This is a genomic window from uncultured Pontibacter sp., assembly GCF_947492645.1.
In the GTDB taxonomy this organism is placed as follows: domain Bacteria; phylum Bacteroidota; class Bacteroidia; order Cytophagales; family Hymenobacteraceae; genus Pontibacter.
In genome coordinates this window covers 19,455-40,638 of record NZ_CANLMZ010000016.1, presented here as the reverse complement: position 1 = coordinate 40,638, position 21,184 = coordinate 19,455, and the positions used below count along the sequence as shown (strand labels likewise).

The 21,184-nt window shown below is 45.8% G+C and carries 19 protein-coding genes; 9 read left to right on the top strand and 10 right to left on the bottom strand.

The window, feature by feature from the left end:
* Positions 1-10: 10 nt before the first annotated feature.
* The 5 genes from Q1A23_RS18700 to Q1A23_RS18680 all read right to left on the bottom strand — a co-directional run bounded on the left by Q1A23_RS18700 (position 11) and on the right by Q1A23_RS18680 (position 6,724).
* Positions 11-2,548: a DUF5916 domain-containing protein gene (locus Q1A23_RS18700; protein WP_299826266.1), complete on the bottom strand. Its 2,538-nt coding sequence runs from the start codon at positions 2,546-2,548 to the stop codon at positions 11-13.
* 236 nt (positions 2,549-2,784) lie between these two features.
* Entirely contained in the window at positions 2,785-3,165 is a 381-nt protein-coding gene (locus tag Q1A23_RS18695) for a co-chaperone GroES family protein (protein ID WP_299826446.1), read from the bottom strand.
* A gap of 16 nt (positions 3,166-3,181) precedes the next feature.
* On the bottom strand, positions 3,182-3,706 hold the full coding sequence (locus tag Q1A23_RS18690) for a hypothetical protein (protein WP_299826264.1): 525 nt from the start codon (positions 3,704-3,706) through the stop codon (positions 3,182-3,184).
* A 111-nt stretch (positions 3,707-3,817) separates the two neighbouring features.
* Entirely contained in the window at positions 3,818-4,993 is a 1,176-nt protein-coding gene (locus Q1A23_RS18685) for a homogentisate 1,2-dioxygenase (RefSeq protein ID WP_299826262.1), read from the bottom strand.
* Between the two features lie 78 nt (positions 4,994-5,071).
* A complete protein-coding gene (locus Q1A23_RS18680; protein WP_299826444.1) occupies positions 5,072-6,724 on the bottom strand; it encodes a S41 family peptidase in 1,653 nt (550 codons plus the stop codon).
* 376 nt (positions 6,725-7,100) lie between these two features.
* Here Q1A23_RS18680 and ruvX point away from each other — a divergent pair, with 376 nt between their 5' ends.
* The 4 genes from ruvX to Q1A23_RS18660 all read left to right on the top strand — a co-directional run bounded on the left by ruvX (position 7,101) and on the right by Q1A23_RS18660 (position 9,678).
* The gene (gene ruvX, locus Q1A23_RS18675; protein ID WP_299826260.1) at positions 7,101-7,517 is read left to right on the top strand and encodes a Holliday junction resolvase RuvX; all 417 of its coding nucleotides are present in this window, start codon (positions 7,101-7,103) and stop codon (positions 7,515-7,517) included.
* A complete protein-coding gene (def, locus tag Q1A23_RS18670; RefSeq protein WP_299826258.1) occupies positions 7,514-8,083 on the top strand; it encodes a peptide deformylase in 570 nt (189 codons plus the stop codon). Before ruvX ends, def begins: the two co-directional genes overlap by 4 nt.
* 286 nt (positions 8,084-8,369) lie before the next feature.
* Positions 8,370-9,158, top strand: a complete 789-nt coding sequence (locus Q1A23_RS18665; RefSeq protein WP_299826256.1) for an alpha/beta hydrolase — start codon at positions 8,370-8,372, stop codon at positions 9,156-9,158.
* 43 nt (positions 9,159-9,201) lie between these two features.
* Positions 9,202-9,678, top strand: a complete 477-nt coding sequence (locus tag Q1A23_RS18660; RefSeq protein ID WP_299826254.1) for a hypothetical protein — start codon at positions 9,202-9,204, stop codon at positions 9,676-9,678.
* 230 nt (positions 9,679-9,908) lie between these two features.
* Here Q1A23_RS18660 and Q1A23_RS18655 read toward each other — a convergent pair whose 3' ends face one another.
* Positions 9,909-10,301 (bottom strand): hypothetical protein, encoded by a 393-nt coding sequence (locus Q1A23_RS18655; protein ID WP_299826252.1) that lies wholly within the window; start codon positions 10,299-10,301, stop codon positions 9,909-9,911.
* 169 nt (positions 10,302-10,470) lie between these two features.
* On the opposite strand from Q1A23_RS18655, the gene Q1A23_RS18650 reads away from it, so the two are divergent.
* Positions 10,471-11,445 (top strand): zinc dependent phospholipase C family protein, encoded by a 975-nt coding sequence (locus Q1A23_RS18650; protein WP_299826250.1) that lies wholly within the window; start codon positions 10,471-10,473, stop codon positions 11,443-11,445.
* 48 nt (positions 11,446-11,493) lie between these two features.
* Here Q1A23_RS18650 and Q1A23_RS18645 read toward each other — a convergent pair whose 3' ends face one another.
* A complete protein-coding gene (locus tag Q1A23_RS18645) occupies positions 11,494-12,510 on the bottom strand; it encodes a GNAT family N-acetyltransferase (RefSeq protein ID WP_299826248.1) in 1,017 nt (338 codons plus the stop codon).
* A gap of 131 nt (positions 12,511-12,641) precedes the next feature.
* Between Q1A23_RS18645 and Q1A23_RS18640 the strand changes: the two genes are divergently transcribed.
* Positions 12,642-14,234 carry a serine hydrolase gene (locus Q1A23_RS18640; protein WP_299826246.1) on the top strand — a complete coding sequence of 531 codons (1,593 nt, stop codon included), beginning with the start codon at positions 12,642-12,644 and terminating at the stop codon, positions 14,232-14,234.
* 822 nt (positions 14,235-15,056) lie between these two features.
* On the opposite strand, the gene ettA is transcribed toward Q1A23_RS18640, so the two are convergent.
* Positions 15,057-16,727, bottom strand: a complete 1,671-nt coding sequence (gene ettA, locus Q1A23_RS18635; protein WP_299826245.1) for an energy-dependent translational throttle protein EttA — start codon at positions 16,725-16,727, stop codon at positions 15,057-15,059.
* 350 nt (positions 16,728-17,077) lie between these two features.
* On the opposite strand from ettA, the gene Q1A23_RS18630 reads away from it, so the two are divergent.
* The 3 genes from Q1A23_RS18630 (at position 17,078) to Q1A23_RS18620 (ending at position 19,698) form a co-directional block, all read left to right on the top strand.
* Positions 17,078-18,391 carry a DUF349 domain-containing protein gene (locus Q1A23_RS18630; RefSeq protein ID WP_299826243.1) on the top strand — a complete coding sequence of 438 codons (1,314 nt, stop codon included), beginning with the start codon at positions 17,078-17,080 and terminating at the stop codon, positions 18,389-18,391.
* Positions 18,392-18,659: 268 nt separating this feature from the next.
* On the top strand, positions 18,660-18,881 hold the full coding sequence (locus Q1A23_RS18625; RefSeq protein ID WP_299826241.1) for a DUF2795 domain-containing protein: 222 nt from the start codon (positions 18,660-18,662) through the stop codon (positions 18,879-18,881).
* A 91-nt stretch (positions 18,882-18,972) separates the two neighbouring features.
* Positions 18,973-19,698: an ABC transporter ATP-binding protein gene (locus Q1A23_RS18620; protein ID WP_299826239.1), complete on the top strand. Its 726-nt coding sequence runs from the start codon at positions 18,973-18,975 to the stop codon at positions 19,696-19,698.
* Positions 19,699-19,749: 51 nt separating this feature from the next.
* Here the strand turns inward: Q1A23_RS18620 and Q1A23_RS18615 are convergent, their stop codons facing one another.
* Together Q1A23_RS18615 and Q1A23_RS18610 are read right to left on the bottom strand one after the other, a co-directional pair.
* On the bottom strand, positions 19,750-20,442 hold the full coding sequence (locus tag Q1A23_RS18615; RefSeq protein ID WP_299826237.1) for a 2-C-methyl-D-erythritol 4-phosphate cytidylyltransferase: 693 nt from the start codon (positions 20,440-20,442) through the stop codon (positions 19,750-19,752).
* 50 nt (positions 20,443-20,492) lie between these two features.
* Entirely contained in the window at positions 20,493-21,122 is a 630-nt protein-coding gene (locus Q1A23_RS18610; RefSeq protein ID WP_299826235.1) for a CatB-related O-acetyltransferase, read from the bottom strand.
* Positions 21,123-21,184: the final 62 nt, after the last annotated feature.

The following is a 21,184-nucleotide window of genomic DNA, read 5'->3' as shown; positions in this document are numbered from 1 at the left end:
TTTGCTTTCATCAGGATTTTGAGAAACGTTTCTTGAGCGTGAGGTAATCGATATAGTATAGCACCTTTACCGAAAGGCTATTGTTTTGCGGCGATGAAATCGTGTTGGAGAAGTTATCCAGGTAACGCGGCACCACTTCCTCTTTGCTCTCGTTTATGGCGTTTTTCCAGACAATGCTTATCTCGCTGCCAGGAGCAAACCACCAGGAGTATACCATATCGATGTTAAAGGCATTAAAGTTAATGTTATGGTTTTTTCCTTTGAATGTATCGCTATATCCATTTGGGTAGGAGTCCCTGCTTAAAAGGCCATCGGTGGCAAGACGATAAAAGCGGTTATACTCTGCTTTAGACCAGTAATGGCGCGAACGCAGCGACAACGTCATGCGGTTGTTAAAGCTGTAGCTTGCTGTAAGGGAGCTAGTGGTGGCATTTACATCACGCAGTCCAAAAATCACAATCTGCTCCTCTAAATTGTCACCGTTTTCATCAAAGTTCAACTTGCTCGCAAACCCCATGTCATCCAGGCGCAAATCTCGGCTAAAATTGTAAACAAAAGAAAGCTTATCGTTTACGCGGTAGCGCGGCGCAATAGTATAGCTGTAGTTAAAGCGATTGTTCTCGTCGAACCAGCGGTAACTACCCCGCAGATCAAGTGCAAACTTTTTACGGTAGTCTGAGGATATATAACCGCCGGCACTATAGTTTACCGGGAAAGTATAAAACATGCCATCAACGCGCGGCTCAAAGAAATCATAAGTTACCACGGGCTCCAGATTAAAGTTAAGGCCTGCACTCAGGAAGTTTTTAAACGTGCTGTTCACTTCACCATAGATCACGAAGTTCTGGAAAGCATCAGGCTTGTACCGCCGCGCGTAAACGGCGCCAAGGCTGGTATACATGTTCAGGAACTTCCAGAAAGGCTGGTAAAAGTTGTAATTAAACTGCACATTCTCCTCCATCGAGTTATTTACAAACAAGATTCCCAGGTCATTCGGATCATAGGTATCGGAGATGAGCGTATGCGACGTATAAACCTGGAATCTGCCGCTCGTTTTGCTTAAGCCAACACGGTACATATGCCCCAGGGCGGTGCTGTCGGAAAAGAACTTCTGGCTTACAGCTGCTTTACCATCAATGGCATATGTATTGGTTCTGTCGTTAAACCTGAACAAGGCGCCCGTTAAGTTGGCATCATACGTGCCGCCCTGCCGCATCACGTTGTTGTTTATCAGCGTAACGTAAGAGTTATTTTTCAGCGACTGGTCCAGCACAGTAACGTTATAGTTTGTGAGCGGCTGTATCTGCTTTTTAAACTTGTTGCCCTCGCTATCTTGTAAAGTGGCGTACTGCCTGCCAACTACTGCATTAAACACACCAATTCCTAAACCCGAACTTGTGCGCCCTGATACTTTGGTGCCGTTCAGCATTTTAGTCTCTATTGGGTTATCGATGATCGTGTTGCCCAACGCCTCTTCTTCGTCGCCATCAAGCGGGTTGGTTGGTGCCCCGCCTATTCGCCTGGAGTAAAAAAAACCTCCTTTGTTAAAAAGCTCTGTTCCTTCCATAAAAAAGGGACGGTTTTCATTGAACTGTACCTCGAAAGGCGAAAGGTTTAGCACTTGGTTATCCGACTGCACTTGGCTAAAGTCCGGAATGAGAGTCATGTCCAGGGTAAAAGCATCGCTGATGCCATACTTTAAATCCATTCCTCCGCTAAAGCCATAGTTGCTTTTATACTTTACATCTTCGTTTTCTTCTGCATGCCGTGGGTAGCTTTCCGCAAATGCCGCCACATACGGCGTAAACGACAAACGCAGCGGCGCCTCGATGTTTTTCAGGCCGGTTAGTTTACCCCATTGGTTTGCAAAACCGTCTTTGGCAGGGTCTACGTGGTTCCAGAAAAAGCCCTGCTTCCTGGACTGGCGCTGTCGCATAAAATTGAGTCCCCACAATTGCTCAGGTTTGTTACTGAAACGAATAGCAGAATAAGGTATCTTAAACTCCGCCACCCAATCGGTACCTTGTATGTTGGCACTACTTTCCCACACGGCGTTCCAACTCCAGTCTTCGCCGTTAGTAGAGTACCGGGCGTCTAGTTGCACGCCAGCAGGCGTCACTAAAAAGCCGAAGCCGTTTATCTGGTCGTTGTAAGTATCAAAAAATACCCCGAAAAAGTCGGTATTACCCAAATCATCGCGCTGGCCCATTTGCCGGAATATACTATCCTGCGACACATCGTGCATGATGGCTCCCACGTAAATGGCCTCGTCGTCATAAAGTATGCGTACTTCGGTGGGGTGTACTTCTGCCGGGCCTGGCGTAGGCCTGTTCTGTATAAAATTTGTTGCAATTTGCGCCTGCTGCCAGATCGCTTCATCCAGCACACCATCAATCTTAGGGGCTGTGGTAATGCGCAATGCCTGGAGTTCTTTTGTCGGCTGCTTTTTCTGGTCTTGCCCAAAAGCGCTAGTCAGCAGCCCGAGGGAGAATACACAGGTAAGTAATAGCAGTTTTTGGGTGCCGCAGCGTAGTAGCTTTTTATTCATAGTTTTAGTAGAAAGACTCAGAGTATATAAAAGATAAAAGAAAAGCAGCCAGGGTTGCTTCTGAAGCTCTTCTTTTTTATGATTTTATTCTACAAAAAACCTTGTAAGATAGAGGGAATAATCCTTTGGCACAAGATCAAATGCAGCATGTAACCTTATTATGCTACTGCTAAAAACAAAAAGGCGCTACTTTTTGTAAAGCAGCGCCTTAAATGGCTTTCTTTTGAAGTATGAAATTATAAATCTTCTTCGCGCACCAGCATCAGCACCGCTGCCTGTGGCACGATAAAATATTTCTCGCTGAGGTAGTTAATCTCAATGGCATCGCGCTGCAGATAAATAGCCAGGTCGCCTTCTTTGGCCTGTAGTGGTATATAGCGCACCTGCTCCTCGTCTTCCTGCTCCCAAGCTTCTTCATCAAAGCCATAGTCAACGGGAATAGGATAGCCGGGGCCAACCTTCATGATATAGCCTTCCTGCACCTTCTCTTTTTCCTGCACGCCAGGTGGCAAGTATAAACCGCTCTTAGTTTGCTCTTTCGAAGACTTTGGCTTTATAAGCACCCTGTCTCCTACTATGATTATTTTCTCTAATTTATTCTTCTCAGAAATCCTCATCGGTAATGTATTCATATTATAAAGGATCTGCAGTTACTTTAAATCGCATGTTTGCTTTAATAGTTACATCGTTTGCGACCGCTCTCGCCAGCGTGGCACGTGTAATAATGGTATAGCTCTCGTCTTTTATGTACTCGTCCAGTTCGGCGTTTGTAGATACCAGCTGTATTAGGTTCACGTTCTGCGGAATCTGGTCCAGGTATGCAATTTTAACCTCGCTTTTGCCTTCAGCTGAGATGTAAATCTCTATTTTACTCAGAAAGTTGAAATTCTCCGTTTGCGGGTCTGTTATTTCCAGGTGCAGCCTGTTTAGAGTAACATCTTTTACCAGCTCTGCCTGCGTTTTGTTGTTTTTAAAGTCTTCGCTGGAGTTTGTGGTTACTTTAATCGGAACAATTGGAGCCAAACCTACCGGAAAGTATGATTTTACCTCAATTGTTTCCTCCTCTTCGATGTAAAACGTGAACAGGTCGTCGACTGCATCGCAGGCGACTGCAGCAAAAGCTAAAAGGACTGCAAAGGCAATGCGTAACAAGTTCATAGAGGCAAATTGAAAGTATAAAATACAATTGCGGCAGGAAAAGCAAGTATAAACTGTTTTTCCTGCCGCAAATTTACAAAATCCTGCGCGGTTTAATCACACTTACGGGTTTTAGGCTTTGTTGCCGTGCTCGTTCCAGCTCATTGGGTAATTTTTATCCATATAAGCAACAGCATCTTCTGTCAGGTATAAAGGCTTAAAGGTATCAATCATCACGGCATATTCGTGCGTTTCTTTCTTGCCTATACTTGCCTCTACTGTGCCTGGGTGTGGCCCGTGCGGTATACCGCCTGGGTGTACCGTAAACGAAGCCCTATCCACGCCTTTGCGGCTCATAAAGTCGCCTTCCACGTAGTATAGCACCTCATCAGAGTCTACGTTGGAGTGGTTGTAGGGCGCAGGTATAGAGTCTGGGTGATAGTCGAACAGGCGGGGCACAAACGAGCAGATTACAAAATTGTGCGCCTCAAAAGTCTGGTGTACCGGAGGCGGCTGGTGAATGCGGCCTGTTATCGGTTCAAAATCATAGATAGAAAAAGCATATGGGTAAAAGTATCCGTCCCAGCCTACGGCATCAAACGGACTGAAGTCGTAGTAGAACTGGTGCAGCTCACCTTCTTTTTTTACCTGTACCAGGTGCTCGCCTCGTTGTGTCTCGGTTATCAGTTCTACCGGCGGGCGCATGTCGCGCTCACAAAACGGCGAGTGCTCCAGCAATTGCCCAAAGTGATTGCGATAGCGTCGTGGTGTCTCAATCGGACTAAACGACTCTATTACCAGCAGCCTTACCTGCCCCTCATCAAACCTGAACTTGTGTATAACCGTGCGCGGAATTACCAGGTAATCGCCGGGCTTAAACGGAATACGGCCCATCTGGGTAAGCAGGTCGCCGGTGCCATCATGCACAAACACTACTTCATCAGCCTGGCCATTTTTATAGTAATAGCCCATTTCGCTCTCCGATGGGTTGCAGATGCTGATGGCTACATCGCTGTTAAAGAGCATGGTTTTGCGGGCACTCAGGTAATCGGTGCCGGTACGCTCAACATTTAACGTGCGCAGGTGGTGGGGCTGCAGCTTTATACCTTCGGCCTTTTTAGGGGCAAAGGGTTTAGCCTCGCCAATGCGGCTCATCTGGGTAGGCGGATTAATATGATAGAGCAGCGAAGATACGCCACTAAAGCCCAGCGTACCTACCAGCTGCTCTGCGTAAAGCGTGCCATCGGGTTGCCGGAACTGCGTGTGCCTTTTTTGCGGGATCTCTCCCAGCTTATAATAATATGCCATGCGTTGGATGCTATAGTAATCAGGTTCTGTTAAAGTAGCTTGTAAGGCAATTTATAAAAGTATCCTTATACTTGTTATTTATGCGCCTCCTTTTGCCAGGCGCTGTGCCTGGTTAAAATGCTTTAGCGCTTGCTGAAACTCCTCGTCTTGTTCGTGCAGCACCGGAAAGAAGCCTTTGTTGCCATACAAGCTGCGTGCTATAAATGCTTTGAGGTTGTTGCGGATAAGCTCTTTAGAACGGTTAAACTCATCTGTTTTGTACGCTACGTCAGCTTTTTTCGACATTTGCACAATATCCTGCAGCATTTTGTCGGTTACTTCAAAGTTTTTATTAAACTTATCGAAGCTCATCTTTTCTAAAGCCTTTCGGTTGTCGCGGTAGTAGTTAAGCGCATACTCACGCATGATGTTGTTGTTGTACAGCTGGCTCAGGTACTGCGTAAGCGCCATTGTATCGCGTGGCACAAATACATCAGGCATAATACCGCCGCCGCCATACACAGCCCGGCCTTTTGATGTATTATACTTAAGCGAGTCTACAAACAAGGTACTATCCGGGTGAAAGTACTCGCCGTTTTCGAAGCGGTGCAGCATATCCTGCTGGTACTCTTCTGGCTTGCCGTTGTATGGCTTTTGTATAGAGCGGCCGCTTGGCGTGTAGTAGCGCGAAATAGTAAGGCGCAGCTCAGAGCCATCGTTCAGCGGAATTGGCATTTGCACTAATCCTTTACCAAACGAACGGCGGCCAACAATCAAAGCACGGTCGTTATCCTGCAAGGCACCAGCCACAATCTCGGAGGCAGAGGCGCTGCCTTCGTCGAGCAGTACAATCACGGGGCCGTTCTCGAAATCGCCTTTAGTGTGGGCAAACGTTTTTGAGTCATACTTTTCGCCTTTGCCATCGGTGTAAACAATCATTTTCTCGCCTGCTATAAACTCATCGGCCATACGTATGGCGTGGTCCATGTAGCCGCCTGGGTTGCCGCGCAGGTCAAGTATAAGTTGCTGCATGCCTTTCTGGCGTAGCTCGGTAAGTGCTTTCTTAAATTCTTCGTAGGTGGTGGCCGAGAAGCGGCTTACTTTAATGTATCCCACACGGTTATCCACCATGTAGTTTACATCTACAGAGTAAGTAGGTATTTTACTGCGGTTGATGGTAAAGGTAAGGAGCTTGCCGGAGCCTTTGCGCTGCACCGCCAGTTTCACCTTAGTGCCTTTTGGGCCGCGCAGGCGCTTAAACACCCCCTCGTTTTTTATGCCAATGCCTGCTACAGTTTCTCCGTCTACTTTTATGATCTTATCGCCGGCTTGTATGCCAGCAGCCTCAGATGGGCCGCCACTAAGCGGGGAAATAATGTAAATGGTATCTTTAAAGATATTGAATTCTACACCGATGCCTTCAAAATCGCCTTCTAAGTATGAGCGGGCCATGGCCATTTCTTCTGCCGGGATGTAAGAAGTATGGGGGTCAAGCTTCTCCAGCATTTTGGTAATGCCGTAGTCCGAGAGCTTTTCAATGTCTACTGTGTCTACATAATCGCGGTCTATGTAGCTTAGTATATCCCTGAACTTAAGGTAACTTTTAGCGGTGCCCTGTGGGTTATTGGTGGAGGGCGAGAACGTGGTAGCGCCTATCAGCACACCCACCACTAGTGATAGTGCAATAAATAAAGGTAGCCTTACCTGAAATGTTGAATTCCTAATTTTACCTCTCTCCTCTTCGTTTTCCATCTTTTCCATAGTATATTTTAATAGATGCAGCGCTGCCCGACCTTTTGAGACGGCGGCAAGTGCTACAATTTAATAATTTCTTGTGTGGGGTTAATCATCTATACCAGCAGAAAATTACGAAGGTTGCGAATATACGCTTCCCATGCCCCTACTTACCCTTGTAACAAAATTCGGGCTAAAATAATTTTCAACCCATACATAGGGTGTAGCGGCTAAGTATAGCCAACTGTTAACGTAGCACTTTTACAAGCTAGATCTGTGCGGCTGGCACCGGTAGCAGCTATATATAGACCAAAGCATTAATTTTAAACACGCTCCGAACCAGCCATAAGCAGGCAACCATAAAATGCTTACCTTTGTAGTGCAATTTAAACACATGGGCAGGATACTAGCAATTGATTACGGAACGAAACGCGTGGGACTGGCAGCAACTGATGTGTTGCAGATCATTGCCAACCCTCTAGAAACCGTTCATGCAAAAGATGTGTTAGACTACCTGAAGGCCTATGTGCAGCGCGAACCCGTGGAGGCTTTTGTGCTGGGAATGCCTAAGCGCCTCTCTGGCGAAGACACCCACGCAACCCAGCATGTGGTAGGTTTTCACAGGCTGCTGCAGAAGGCATTTCCGGGTATACCCGTACACCTGATAGATGAGCGCTTTACTTCTAAAATGGCACAACAGGCGATGCTGGCCGGGGGCATGAAGAAGAAAGACCGACAGGACAAAGGCAACGTAGACCGCATAAGCGCGGCCATTATTTTACAATCGTATTTAGAAAGCAGAACCATATGATTTATCCAATCACCGCCTACGGCGATCCCGTTTTAAAAGAAGAAGCACAGGATATTCCACAGGATTACCCTAACCTGCAGGAGTTGATCGCTGATATGTTTGATACCATGTACTATGCTCACGGTGTAGGCTTGGCAGCCCCGCAGATAAGCAAAAGCATCCGCCTGTTCGTGATTGACTCTGAACCGATGATGGATGAGAAAGACGAGGGCAAAGGCGTTAAAAAAGCATTCATCAACCCAGAGATTATCGAAGAAACCGGCGAAGAGTGGGGGTTTGAGGAAGGCTGCCTGAGTATACCTGGCGTACGGGAAGTTGTATACCGCCCAGAGCGTATCGTTATCCGCTATTTTGACGAAGAGTGGAACCAGCATGAAGACACCTATGATGGCATGACTGCACGCGTAATACAGCACGAGTACGACCACATTGAAGGTATACTTTTCACGGACCACCTGAACGGCTTAAAGAAACGCTTGATTAAAAACAAATTGGCAAAGATCTCCAAGGGCGAGGTAGATGCTGATTACAAGATGAAATTTCCGGCAGTAGCTAAAAAGCGCTAATAAGTTTTAAGCCTGCAAAAGCGAAGCGCCCGCTGCAATTATTGCAGCGGGCGCTTCGCTTTTGCAGGCTCCATGCTGCAGGTAAAATTCAGCCTAAAAAAATTCGGCTTTCAAAAGCAGGTTATAATTGTTTAAACACCGTTATACCGTAACTTTCAGGTGTTAAACATGTTGCTTACAGCATTAATCGCTAATTATGTTTACAATTCTAAGTTTTCGTGTGTAGCTTTACAACTATTATTTAATTTTCTGCCTCGCCCTTTTACAAATAAAACCCTTTAAATCTATGAATGCAGTTAAAAAGAACAATGTGAAAATTATTGGCAAGGGTACGAAGCCGATGCTCTTTGCGCACGGTTATGGTTGCGATCAAAACATGTGGCGCTTTATCACCCCTGCCTTTGAAAACGATTATAAGATTGTCCTTTTTGATCACATTGGTTTTGGCAACTCTGACACCTCAAGCTATACAAAGAAGCGCTATGCATCTTTGCAAGACTATGCATCTGATGTGCTGGAAATTTGCAGAGAGCTTGACCTCCAAAACGTTATTTTTGTAGGCCATTCTGTAAGCGCCATGATTGGGGCGTTGGCAGCCATTAAGGAACCTTCGCGTTTTTCTAAGCTGGTGTTGGTTAGCCCATCCCCAAGTTTCATCAACGATGGAGATTATGTGGGCGGCTTTAGCAGAGAAGACATCAACGGCCTGCTTGCTTCCTTAGAAAGCGATTACCTGAGCTGGTCTAATACCATTGCCCCTGTTATAATGGGTAACCCGGAGCAGCCCGAACTTAGCGAAGAATTGGCCCAGAGCTTTTGCAAAAGCAACCACGAAATTGCCGCAGATTTTGCTCATATCACCTTTCTTTCAGACAACAGGAAAGACCTTCCGAACGTGAAAACAGAAACCCTGATTTTGCAGTGCTCTGAAGACGCCATAGCTCCATTAACAGTTGGAGAATATACAAACAAGCATATAGCAGGCAGCAAGCTTGTGGTACTGGAGGCAACAGGCCATTGCCCCAACTTAAGTGCCCCCGCAGAAACTGTGGCAGCTATCAAAAGCTTTTTATAAAAACCACCGTAGAAGCTTATATAACGGGCTGCACTTAAGATAAGTGTGCCCAAACAAAAGCTTTTATCGTGTTGATGAATTCGTGTTGACAAGCAAAGTAGATAGTATAGATCATAAGAGCTTAAAAAAGGCAAATGGAGATGTATTCTTCGAGGTGCGCAGATCATCGGATAACGCCTTTATTATTGCCAATTGGGTAGGAATACAATCGCTTGAAACGATTGTGATGGGAGGGAACCATATTTTAGCAATGCTACGGGAAAGGCCCTGCCAGGGCTTACTGAATAGTAACCGCGAACTGATCGGGCCTTGGGAGGTGGCTGTTAACTGGCTGGCCTATAAGTGGGCTCCTCAAGCTAAAACCATAGGCTTGCGTTACTATGCGCATGTGCTTTCACCGGGCATTTACGGCAAGCGCTCCTTTGATGCGGTGTACCCCAGCCTTAAAAGCAATTTTAACGCCCATGCCTTCGAAAGCGAAGACGCCGCCGAAGTATGGCTGCAGTCGAAGTGTTTTTAAACCTATAGGCCTTTATACCGGCACTACCTGAAATACGATAAATTTACGATTAGGACACTCCGCTGCCTGTTGATGCTGTAGCAGGATTAAAAACAGGTTACCTGATCACTCAAAATTAGAAAGCGGCATGACTCCCAATTACAGGTAGTCTCTCTTGGTTTGACTCTATTCCTTATACTATACTGCCATTTGCTTTAGTGCTACTATGCAGTAATGACTGAATTTTATACTTATGCGGCCGCCTTCGTTTTAAAGCTGGGGCCGACAAAAAGCACATATCCAAACAGAACGGCAAAAAGCAAATAGATGATTGTAGTTGCTAAAGTATAAGCCGGGAAGCCTGAGCTGAAATCAGCTTTTGCCAGGGAAAGGCCTCCAATTGCGAAGTGCGAAAAGTTGCCTAACGCAACAGGCTTGCTGTATATTCCCCCAATCAGGTTTGCCTTGGCCATCCAGTTTAATATGGCAAAGCTAAGGTAAAGGGCTCCTAGCAACTGCAACAACACAGGCTGCATGCTTTCTATAGCCATATAACCCAGTATCTCCTCCGGAAAAAAAGATAAAATTATACCTGCTATGCCCATGAGCACAGCGCTTACTGCCATTAAAATTTTGGTATTCATAAGCTTATGCAATTAAAACAATGAGATGCTGTGGGATAAAAACCTTTGCTGAACTTAGATAACGTATACAATGCTTTGTTTAACAGCCATTAAGTAAATATAGTAAATCTAAAATTATATCCTAAAATCTACAACATCAATAAAAGCTGATCCTGCGTAAGCACCCTATATGGATAAAAGCAGCCGGTTTATACTTTTACTGTTATTGTTGCTGGTGCCATTGCAGGGTAGTAGCTGGGGTTTTTATGCACACCAACGCATTAACAGGTTGGCAGTATTTGCCTTACCCCCAGAAATGGTTGGCTTCTATAAAAAGCACATCAGGTACATCACCGAGAACGCAGTAAACCCCGATAAGCGCCGCTATGCTGTTGCCAACGAAGCGCCCCGGCATTATATTGACCTGGATGTATATGGCGACAGCGCCCTCTACAAAATGCCCCGCTACTGGCAACAGGCCGTCGAAAGGTACACCGAAGATACGTTGCAGGCTTATGGCATCGTACCCTGGCACATCAACTTTATGAAGTACCAGCTAACGCAGGCATTTAAAGAGCGTAATGTAGACAAGATTTTGCGCCTTAGTACAGAATTAGGCCATTATATTGCGGATGCTTGTGTGCCGCTGCATACTACGCAAAACTACAACGGGCAATTTACCGGCCAGCGCGGCATACATGGTTTTTGGGAGTCGCGGCTGCCGGAGCTATTCTCTGATAACTATGACTTTTTTGTGGGACAGGCACAGTACCTGGAGCAACCCCAGCTAAAAGCCTGGGACATTGTAGCAAGCGCACACCTTGCCCTTGATTCTGTTTTATACTTTGAGCGCCAGCTAACCCAGGAATTTGACGAGGAAAAGAAGTATAGCTTTGAGTTGCGCAACAACCTGACAACCCGCGTTTACTCCCGCGCTTTTTCGCAGGCATACAGCAAAAGGCTTAACGGGCAAGTAGAGCGCCAAATGCGCCTGGCAATTAAAATGACGGCCAGTTTTTGGTACACCGCCTGGGTAGATGCAGGCCAACCTAGTTTGGGCACCTTAACAACCGCACTATCTTTAGATGAACTACACCGCCTGGAGATGGAGAAGAAAGCATACGAAACCGGCCCACATAAACCACGTGAGGAACACGAGCATTAACTTCTATTACTTATCTCTTTTTCAGCACAAAAGCAGGTGAGGCATACTTCAGCAGAAGCATGATAAGCGGGTAGAGCAACTATTAAAAGCTTTTATACTATCCTTTAAACTTTTTACCAAGCGCACTCTTAGCTCACGCGCCAGCTTTATACTTTTGGGCAGCCTGTTATACTTTAGCACAGGTATAGGCATAGTTTTGGGGCCAAAACTGCGGTAAAAATGCACAATGTCTGGCTCGCTGTCGTCGGGGCTTTCGAAGTCAAGTATAAACTCCTGCCCCGCATACTTTTGGATGATATGGTCAAGTATAAGAGTGCGGCCATTTAGCTTGCGGCCATGGGCAGCAGCAGCGTTAAATATATATACTATTTTGTTGCGCCAAACTATAAACAAGCATCCGGCATTTTTGCGCCCGCCTGCATCTAAAGTATAATACAGCTGCGCCAGTCCCCGTTCCTGCAAGGCCCTGTATAAGTTTTGGAGCAACATGTAAGCGCTCTCCGATACGCCCCCATAGATGCGTTTTGCTGTCTCGTCTTTAAAGAACTGGATAAGCGGCGCAATGTCCTGGCTGTGCAGCAACTGTAGTCCTGCTTTCTGTGCCCGCTTCAGGTTCATTTTGCGGTCGCGGGTGTAATGTTGCTGCAACTCCTGGTATGGTTTGCCCAGGTCTAAGTATAACGTATAAGTTTGCTCTTGCTGTTGCGGCAGTTGGTTGCCTGTGTTAAAGTTGTAACCCACCACATACTTAAACCGCTGCTGCACCTCCGCCCAAAACTGCCTGTAAGTTGCGCCGGCTATACTTGCTGCTAAAGTATAAATACCCAGCTGTTGGCAGTATAGTGGCTGCTGCACGTAACGCATGCCCAGCTTCCTTTGCCACGGCACAGGCATAACAGTTTCATACTTCCCTGCCTCATCCAACTCTACCACGGCATCCCAACCCGGTGCTACCACATCCAGGTACCAGGCCAAGGCATACACCTGCCCCTGCTCCGATGCTGTAATCAGCGCATCCCATTGCAACTTGTCTATTTGGGTGTGAGGCAGGTAAAGGATATTCATTAAAGGGCTATACTTTAAGCAAATGTGGCTTTGGCAAGATACAAAAGTATAACCATTATACTGTAGCACCGCCGCTTTACTATTCTCTAAAATGAGTAACTTGCTGCATTAAATAAAGCGATATCTTACCCATGAAACTAACTTACTATAGCCTGCTAAGGCTTAAATTAATGCTACTGGCCTGCGCTATACTTGTGCTGCCGCAAGCGCAAGCGCAGGCGCAAACCAAAGCCGACCTTAACAAACTAGATGCCTATTACCAGCAAGCGCTCAAAGACTGGGACGTTCCGGGCATGGCCATCGCCATTGTAAAAGACGACTCTGTGATTTTTGCCAAGGGCTATGGTGTGCTCAACAATAAAACCGGAGGCCAGGTAGATGCCAACACACTCTTCGGCATTGCCTCTAACTCTAAAGCCTATACTGCCGCAGCGCTGGCCACACTTGTAGATGCCGGTAAGATAAACTGGAAAGACAAGGTAAAAAAGCATGTGCCTTACCTGCAGCTGTACGACCCATTTGTGACAGAAAACCTTACCATAGAGGATTTACTTAGCCACAGGGCTGGCCTTAAAACATTTGGAGGCGACTTATTATGGTACAACACCACTTACAGCCGCGAAGAGATTATCCGGCGCATGCGCTACCTGAAGCCTGCTTATGGATTCAGGGATGGCTATGGCTACTCTAACCTGATGTTTATAACTGCAGGCCAAGTGATCGAGAATGTAACAGGCAAAACATGGGAAAGCTATATCAAAGAAACGTTTCTGCAGCCGCTGGGCATGAGCCGCACTTATACTTCTGTAAACGATCTGAAAGGAGTTAGCAATGTAGCCTCTCCGCATGGCTTCGACGAAAACGGGAAGCCTTCTGCTACTACTCAGGTTGCCTGGGATAACTGGAACCCAGCTGCCGGCATTTTTACCAGCGTAAACCAACAGGCCCAATGGATGCGCCTGCAGCTTAACCAGGGCACCTACAAAGGCAAGCGCATTTTCAGCGAGGCCGCCAGCCGCAACATGTGGACAGCCCACAACCCAATGCCTGTATCCAAAAGAGCCGAAGAAATCACCCCGTCTACACATTTCACAGCAGCAGGCTTAGGTTGGTTTGTAAGCGATTACGAAGGCAGAAAATTGGTATACCATGGCGGCGGACACGAAGGCATGAACAGCCGTACTGTGCTGGTACCTGAGGAGAATTTAGGCGTCGTTATACTTACCAACAGCATGAGCGGTATTATGTCGCCGTTGGCCAACTATACGCTAGACCAATTTTTAGGCATACAGAATGGGCGCGACTGGAGCAAATTTAACTTAGATGCCATTGCTGCAGCCAAAGAAGCGCAGGAAAAAACAGGAGATAAAAAGAAGAACGAGAAGAAAAAGAAGAGCAAACCTGCCCGTGAGCTAACTGAATATACCGGAACTTACCGCAGCCAATTATACGGAGATGCCACCGTTACACTTAAAAACGGCAAACTTGAGTTGCAGCTGTTACCGGCACCAGCCTTAGGAGGTACACTAGCTTTCTGGCAGCACGAGATTTTTGATCTGGATTGGAAAAATGACTTTGCCCTGCTGCACCCGACGAAAGTGCGCTTCTTAGTAGGCGAAGACGGAAGTATCGCCGAAATGCGACTAGACTCCAACAACCCCGATTTCCACTTTGATGAACTGGAGTTTGTGAAAGTGCAACCGACAGCTTCTGGTTCGTTGTAAATAAAATGCCTCCAGCAAACCTTTTAAATCTTGCTGGAGGCATTAATCCTATACGGCTATAGCTGCCACCGCACTCATAGCGGCCAACCAGCCTGCTATAATCCAGTAGGCTAGTGTGTCATTATCAGTTGGGTAAACTTTTTTCATGATAAATGTATTTTATAAATTAAACAACCCTTTACCTAAAGCATTTAAGTGCTTTATTTCTAATAATATACGTAGCCTATAAAAAATATGTTTATTTTAATATTCCATATTTTTTATACAAATCATTTAAATAGAATATTACTAGATATAAATACATATTATATATTAATTAAATAGTTTAACATCAAAGAGTTAACCACGTCAATATCTTTGCAAATAAATTTATAATTTACAATGACATGTTGTACAATTCGGGGGTGGCGCTAATTTTTATACCAGTATGTCTATAGTTGTGGAATCAGTTTAATGATATTTTGTGCCTTAGAATATAAACCAGCTTTACATACAGGATGCCGCAGGGAGCAACTGGTTATCAGGAGTAAGAAGGGTTATGCAAGTTGTTAAAAGCACATGAATGAATGAATGAATAGGTTTAGGGCAAGGCAATCGTTCATCACCTTGCTCAAAGTCTGGAGCTGCAGTAGCCTTTATACTTCATCCTGAGGCTGCAAACACACATTTTTTTTGGCAGGCGCTCAGTTTATACTTTACCAGCTTCTTGGTTTTAAAGTATGTAGTAGCAATAAAACAAAAGGGCCATTGCAACACCTGCAATGGCCCTTTTTATACTTCAAGATCAGGAAAAAACACCTGATCCCTTCTTAAATTTTAATCTTACGCCAGCTTTTTGTAACGAATGCGCTTCGGCTCTATATCGCCCATGCGCTTTTTCTTGTTCTCTTCGTACTCGCTGTAGTTACCCTCAAACCAGTACACCTGCGACTCACCTTCAAATGCGAGTATATGCGTACAGATACGATCCAGGAACCAGCGGTCGTGAGAGATAATAACGGCACAACCTGCAAAATTCTCCAAGGCGTCTTCCAGCGCACGGATCGCGTTCACGTCCAGGTCGTTGGTAGGCTCATCGAGCAACAGTAGGTTACCACCTTCTTTCAGCGTCATGGCCAGGTGCACACGGTTACGCTCACCACCCGATAGCTTCTCTACTTTCTTTTCCTGGTCGCCGCCAGAGAAGTTGAACTTGCTAACATAAGCGCGCGACACTACTTGCTTGCCTGCCATCATCATGTGTTCCGTTCCACCTGATATCACCTCAAACACAGACTTGTTGCCGTCTAGTTGGGCATGCTCCTGGTCTACGTAAGAGATCTGTACCGTAGAACCTACTTCAAAGCTACCCGAATTTGGCTTCTCCTGGCCTGTTATTAACTTAAATAATGTCGTTTTACCAGCTCCGTTCGGCCCGATAATACCTACAATGCCACCCTGCGGCAAGGCAAAGTTTAGATCATCAAAAAGAAGTTTATCGCCGTAGGCTTTGCTTACGTGGTGTGCCTCCACTACCTGGCTACCCAAACGTGGGCCATCCGGTATAAACAACTCCAGTTTCTCTTCTTTTTTAGAAGCATCTTCGCTGGCGAGCTTATCATACTGGCTTATACGGGCTTTAGATTTCGCTTGACGGGCTTTTGGAGCCATACGCACCCACTCCAACTCACGCTGTAGTGTTTTTTGGCGCTTGCTTTCTGTTTTTTCTTCTTTTGCTAATCGGTTAGCCTTTTGCTCCAGCCAGCTGCTGTAGTTGCCTTTCCACGGAATACCTTCTCCACGGTCAAGCTCCAGAATCCAACCTGCCACATTGTCGAGGAAGTAACGGTCGTGGGTAACGGCGATTACAGTACCTTTATACTGCTGCAGGTGCTGCTCCAACCAATCAACAGACTCAGCATCCAGGTGGTTGGTAGGCTCATCGAGCAGGAGAACATCCGGCTCCTGCAACAACAGGCGGCAAAGGGCCACGCGGCGCTTCTCACCACCCGATAAGTTGCCTACAATGGCATCTTCCGGCGGCGTGCGCAGGGCATCCATAGCGCGCTGCAGGCGGTTATCCAGTTCCCAGGCATTATGATGATCAAGTTTTTCCTGTACCTCGCCCTGGCGTTCGATCAGCTTGTTCATCTCATCGTCGGTCATCTCCTCGGCAAACTTCATGTTGATCTCGTCGAACTCCTTCAATAAGGCAACTACTTCGCTTACGCCTTCTTCAACAACCTCGCGCACAGTTTTGGTGGGGTCAAGCTGTGGTTCCTGCTCCAGGTAGCCAACACTATAGCCCGGGCTCCACACTACTTCTCCTTGTATCTGCTTATCAACGCCGGCAATAATTTTAAGCAAGCTTGACTTACCAGAACCGTTAAGACCTAAAACGCCAATTTTGGCACCGTAGAAAAACGAGAGATAGATATTTTTAAGTACTTGTTTCTGAGGAGGGTAAATTTTACTAACCCCAGCCATCGAGAAAATAATGGTTTCGTTACTCATAGTTAGCTTTATAATTATTAGCTTATATTTAACTTAAGGCAAATGTATTTGTACGCATATAAGGCCTGTTAACCAAACTTTATGTAAATATTTCGTACTGAATTACAAATATCGCAAAAATTCATGTGTTTGCGCTTCACAAAATTGCTTTGAAATAGTTAAACTTGTAAAAACTGTATGGGTAAAGTGTGCCCAAACTTACTTTAGCACCTGCTTTGCTTTTATTGCGTCTTGTTTCCGACCACTAGCACGGGCACAAAGCAAACGATGAAGGCAAAGCTGCGTATGCAACAGTTAGTTTAAAATTAACACCTTACCCTAATTTTCGATCCATAACCCAATCCAGTAACATGGAAAACGACAACCTATTGGAAGAAGCCACAAAGTATGGCTTTATTCAAGACCAGCAAGTGTGGTTAAAGCCCTTTATGAATTACCCTGCCAGGCAGGTGGGTGAGGTAAAAGAGTCAGAAAACGACTCGCTGGTATACTTCGCTAAGCGTTTCGAGATGTTCCAGGGCAAAGTAAACAGCCTGCTGGAGCGTATCGCAACCTCTGAAAACAAAGGCTCCTTTTTAATGAAGGTGCTCCACATGAAAGACCAGGTAGGAAACTACGATGCCCTCGGTGATTTCGAGAAAATCTACCACACGCTTACCAAAGCCGAGGAAGACATAAACGAGACTATTAAGCAAAATCGGGAAAAGAACCTGGCTACTAAAATAGCCCTGATACAGGAAGCTGAAGCGCACAGCAACAGCATAGAGTGGAAAGAAGCGACTGAGAAACTTAAAGATCTGCGCAGCACCTGGATCAAGACCGGCCCTGTAGAAAAAGAACTTACCGACGAAATAGAGGAACGCTTCAGAAACACGATTGACAATTTCTTTGAGCGCAAGAAAAACTATTTCGAGGATAAAAAGCGCATGCTTAACCGCACGTACGAGCGCTACAGAGACCTTATCCGACAATCCGTTGCACTACAAAACTCCGATGACTGGGAGGCAACCACAGCCAAACTGAAGCAACTACAAAACCAATGGAAAGAGGTTGGCGGCAACTTGCCACGCAAAACCACCACAAACCTTTGGACGGAGTTCCGGAAAGCGCACAATCACTTTTTTGAACGCCTGAAGCAGAAGATCAATAACGAGAAGAACGAATCAAGGGAGAAGTATTACGAAGTTAACTTTGAGCGCAAGCAAGAGTTGGCCTCAGAAGCAGAAAGGCTTTTGCAGCAAAACAGCTTAAACGATGCAGTAAAGCGTGCCAAGGAGCTACAAGCCGAATGGAAAAAGGCGGGCCCGGTACACCCTGATGTATCTGACATGATTTGGGAACGCTTTATAAAAGCCTGCGACAAGGTTTTTGAAATGAGCAGCCTGGAGCATTACATACGCAAGCGCCAAATGGCAAGCAACGACAGCTACACAGAAACTGATGGATTGCAGGCCCGCATTAATGCTCTGAAAGACTTTATTAAATCAGATAAAAACGAGCTGAGTGTGCTGGAAGACAATTTAGGCAAATTAAGCGATGCCCCGGGAAACGACTCGTTCCGTAACATGCTGAAAGGCAAAATACGCAACTTTAACCGTAAGATTAATACAAAGCAGGAGTTGATTGCTATGTTCCAGGGCCAGTTGAGTGCCATAAGCAAATAGTACATTTGGGTTATAATAAAAAGCGCCTGCTACTACCATAGCAGGCGCTTTTTTTATACTTTGCACAAAACAGTACAGCTAATGTTATATCGTTCTAAAATTGCGCAAAAAAAGAATGCACATTTTGAACATTTACTGCTGTAATGCGTTGTGTTGTTAAAAACAGACAAAAAAGCAATTTTTCGGGCAGAAAAATTTTAATATTTGTTTTTATTTATACTTTTGCAATCCATTCAAAAAACGCCAATAAGTTAAAGGAGAAAATACTATGTACTGGACACTTGAATTAGCTTCATATCTGGAAGATGCGCCCTGGCCAGCAACAAAAGACGAATTAATCGACTTTGCGATTCGCTCAGGTGCCCCAATGGAAGTTGTAGAAAACCTGCAAGCCCTGGAAGATGACGGACAGCCTTACGAGAGCATCGAAGAGATCTGGCCTGATTATCCTACAAAGGAGGATTTCATGTTTAACGAAGACGAGTACTAAAAAGAATTACGGGTTAAGAATTACGAGTGGCAGCAAGAGCGGGCTCTTTAGCGATCGTAATTAGTAATTCATAATTTGTAATCAACTAGGCTTGATCATCGAAGTAAAAAATTTGGTTGCGGGTTATGGCCAACGGGTCCTGATTCGCAACCTTTGTTTTTCTGTACCCTCTCCTGCTCTTGTGGCTATTATAGGTCATAACGGCGCCGGGAAAACTACGTTTTTTAAAGCCTTTCAACAAAAGGTGGAGTACCAGGGGCAGGTGCTGGTGCAAGGCCACGACCTAAAGAAGCTATCGAACCCCGCTGAAAAGGGAATTCTTTCTTACCTTCCCCAAAAAAACGTCATTAACTTTCCGATAAAGGTGCACGACCTGGTGGTAATGGGCCTCTTCCGCAAAAAGCGCTTTTTCGAGAACTACAATGCAACTGATTATGCACAGGCCGCACAGGTACTGGAGCAACTGCAGCTAACGCACCTCATAAACCATGACTTTACCACTTTATCCGGGGGAGAGCAGCAACTGGTGTGGCTGGCACAGCTAATGCTACAGGATGCTGACATTGTACTACTGGATGAGCCAACGCAGCAGCTAGATGTATACTATAAAAACAAAGTTTTTGGGCTGCTGCAGGATTGGACGCTAACAAAAGGTAAAACCATACTTTGCATTACCCACGACCTGGCCAACCTAATACCCTTGCAGGGTTACCTGCTGAACCTCTCGAAACCCGCCCCTGCTTTAGAACCTATCTCGGCCAAGGCTGTTCAGGAAAACCAGGTATTTTTAGAGGCTGGTCGCCAGCCGGTAGTGTAGCCTATATATTCTTGAAACGCTGTAGAATATGCAGGTTAGCATAAGTACAGCCTATGCCCCCTGCTGATTCTGGGCTGCAAAAGCCTCTGCAAGTATAAGGTCTTCAGGAGTTGTGATTTTGATGTTGCGGTAGCTGCCTTCCACTAAAGTTATACGTTCGCCTATACTTTCCACAACAGAGGCATCATCGGTAAACCACTCCTTTTCAGGCTGTTCATAAGCCTGACGTAGTATACTTGCCTGGAAAACCTGAGGCGTTTGCACCAATTTATACTTGGCGCGCGGCACAGCGCTACTCCCCTCCTGCGTCAGCTCCCGGATAGAGTCTTTTGGCGATACGGCTACTACAGCGCTGCCAGTTGCCGCTGCCGTTTTATAAGCTTCTTGTATGGTTTCTGTATCTACAAACGGGCGCACACCGTCGTGCACGGCAATCAAGCCCTCTCCTATCACAGCCCCTAAACCATTCTTAACAGAGCCAAAGCGAGTAGTACCACCAGCCACTATCATATGAAAAAGCTTAAAGTTATACTTGCGGCACAGTTCACGCCAAGTACTAAGTTGCTCCTGCGGTAGCACTACAATAAGCCGTATAGCTGCGCTATACTTGTAAAAGCGCTCTATCGTGTGCATCAGAATTGGCTTGCCAGCTACCTCTATAAATTGCTTTGGCACATCGTGCTGCATGCGGGTGCCGCTGCCGCCAGCTACTATAATTGCATATTCCGGGAGTTGTGGAGCCATACCGCAAAGTTAATAAGATTACGCGTTGGGGGCTTATGGTGCGAAAGTATTTACACGCACTTTGCCAGCGCATCAACATCTGCAGAGTGGATAAGTTGCAGGTTACGGGTTATCTTCGCCACATCCCAATTCCACCAGGCTATACTTAACAGCTTAACTATCTGATCATCCGGGAACCGCATTTTTACAACTACTGCAGGGTTGCCGGCCACTATGGCATAATCGGGCACATTTTTGGTTACCACAGCTTTTGCGGCTACTATAGCTCCGTTACCAATCCGGATGCCAGGCATAATCACCGCATCTGTGCCCATCCACACATCGTTTTCCACAACAGTATCCCCTTTTACAGGATACGACACGTCACTTTCTATACTTTCCCAGCCATTACCGAAAATAGCAAACGGATAACCGGAGATTGGATTAGTCTCGTGATTGCCGACATTCATGATAAACTTCACCCCTGAGGCTATAGCACAGAACTTCCCGATCAGCAGCTTATCGCCAATAAAATCGAAATGGTAGAGTACGTTCTTCTCAAAATTGTAGGGGTTTTCAAGATCATCGTAGTAAGTGTAGTCGCCTACTTGTATGTTTGGGTTTTGGATGATGTTTTTCAGGAACACCATTTTCTGGTGGTGCGGCAAAGGGTAAATAGTACTTGGTTCCGGTCCGTTCATAGTTTTGTGGGGTTATAAACTTTTTGCAATATGGGTAGCCTGCCAAGGTCATCAGAATCAAA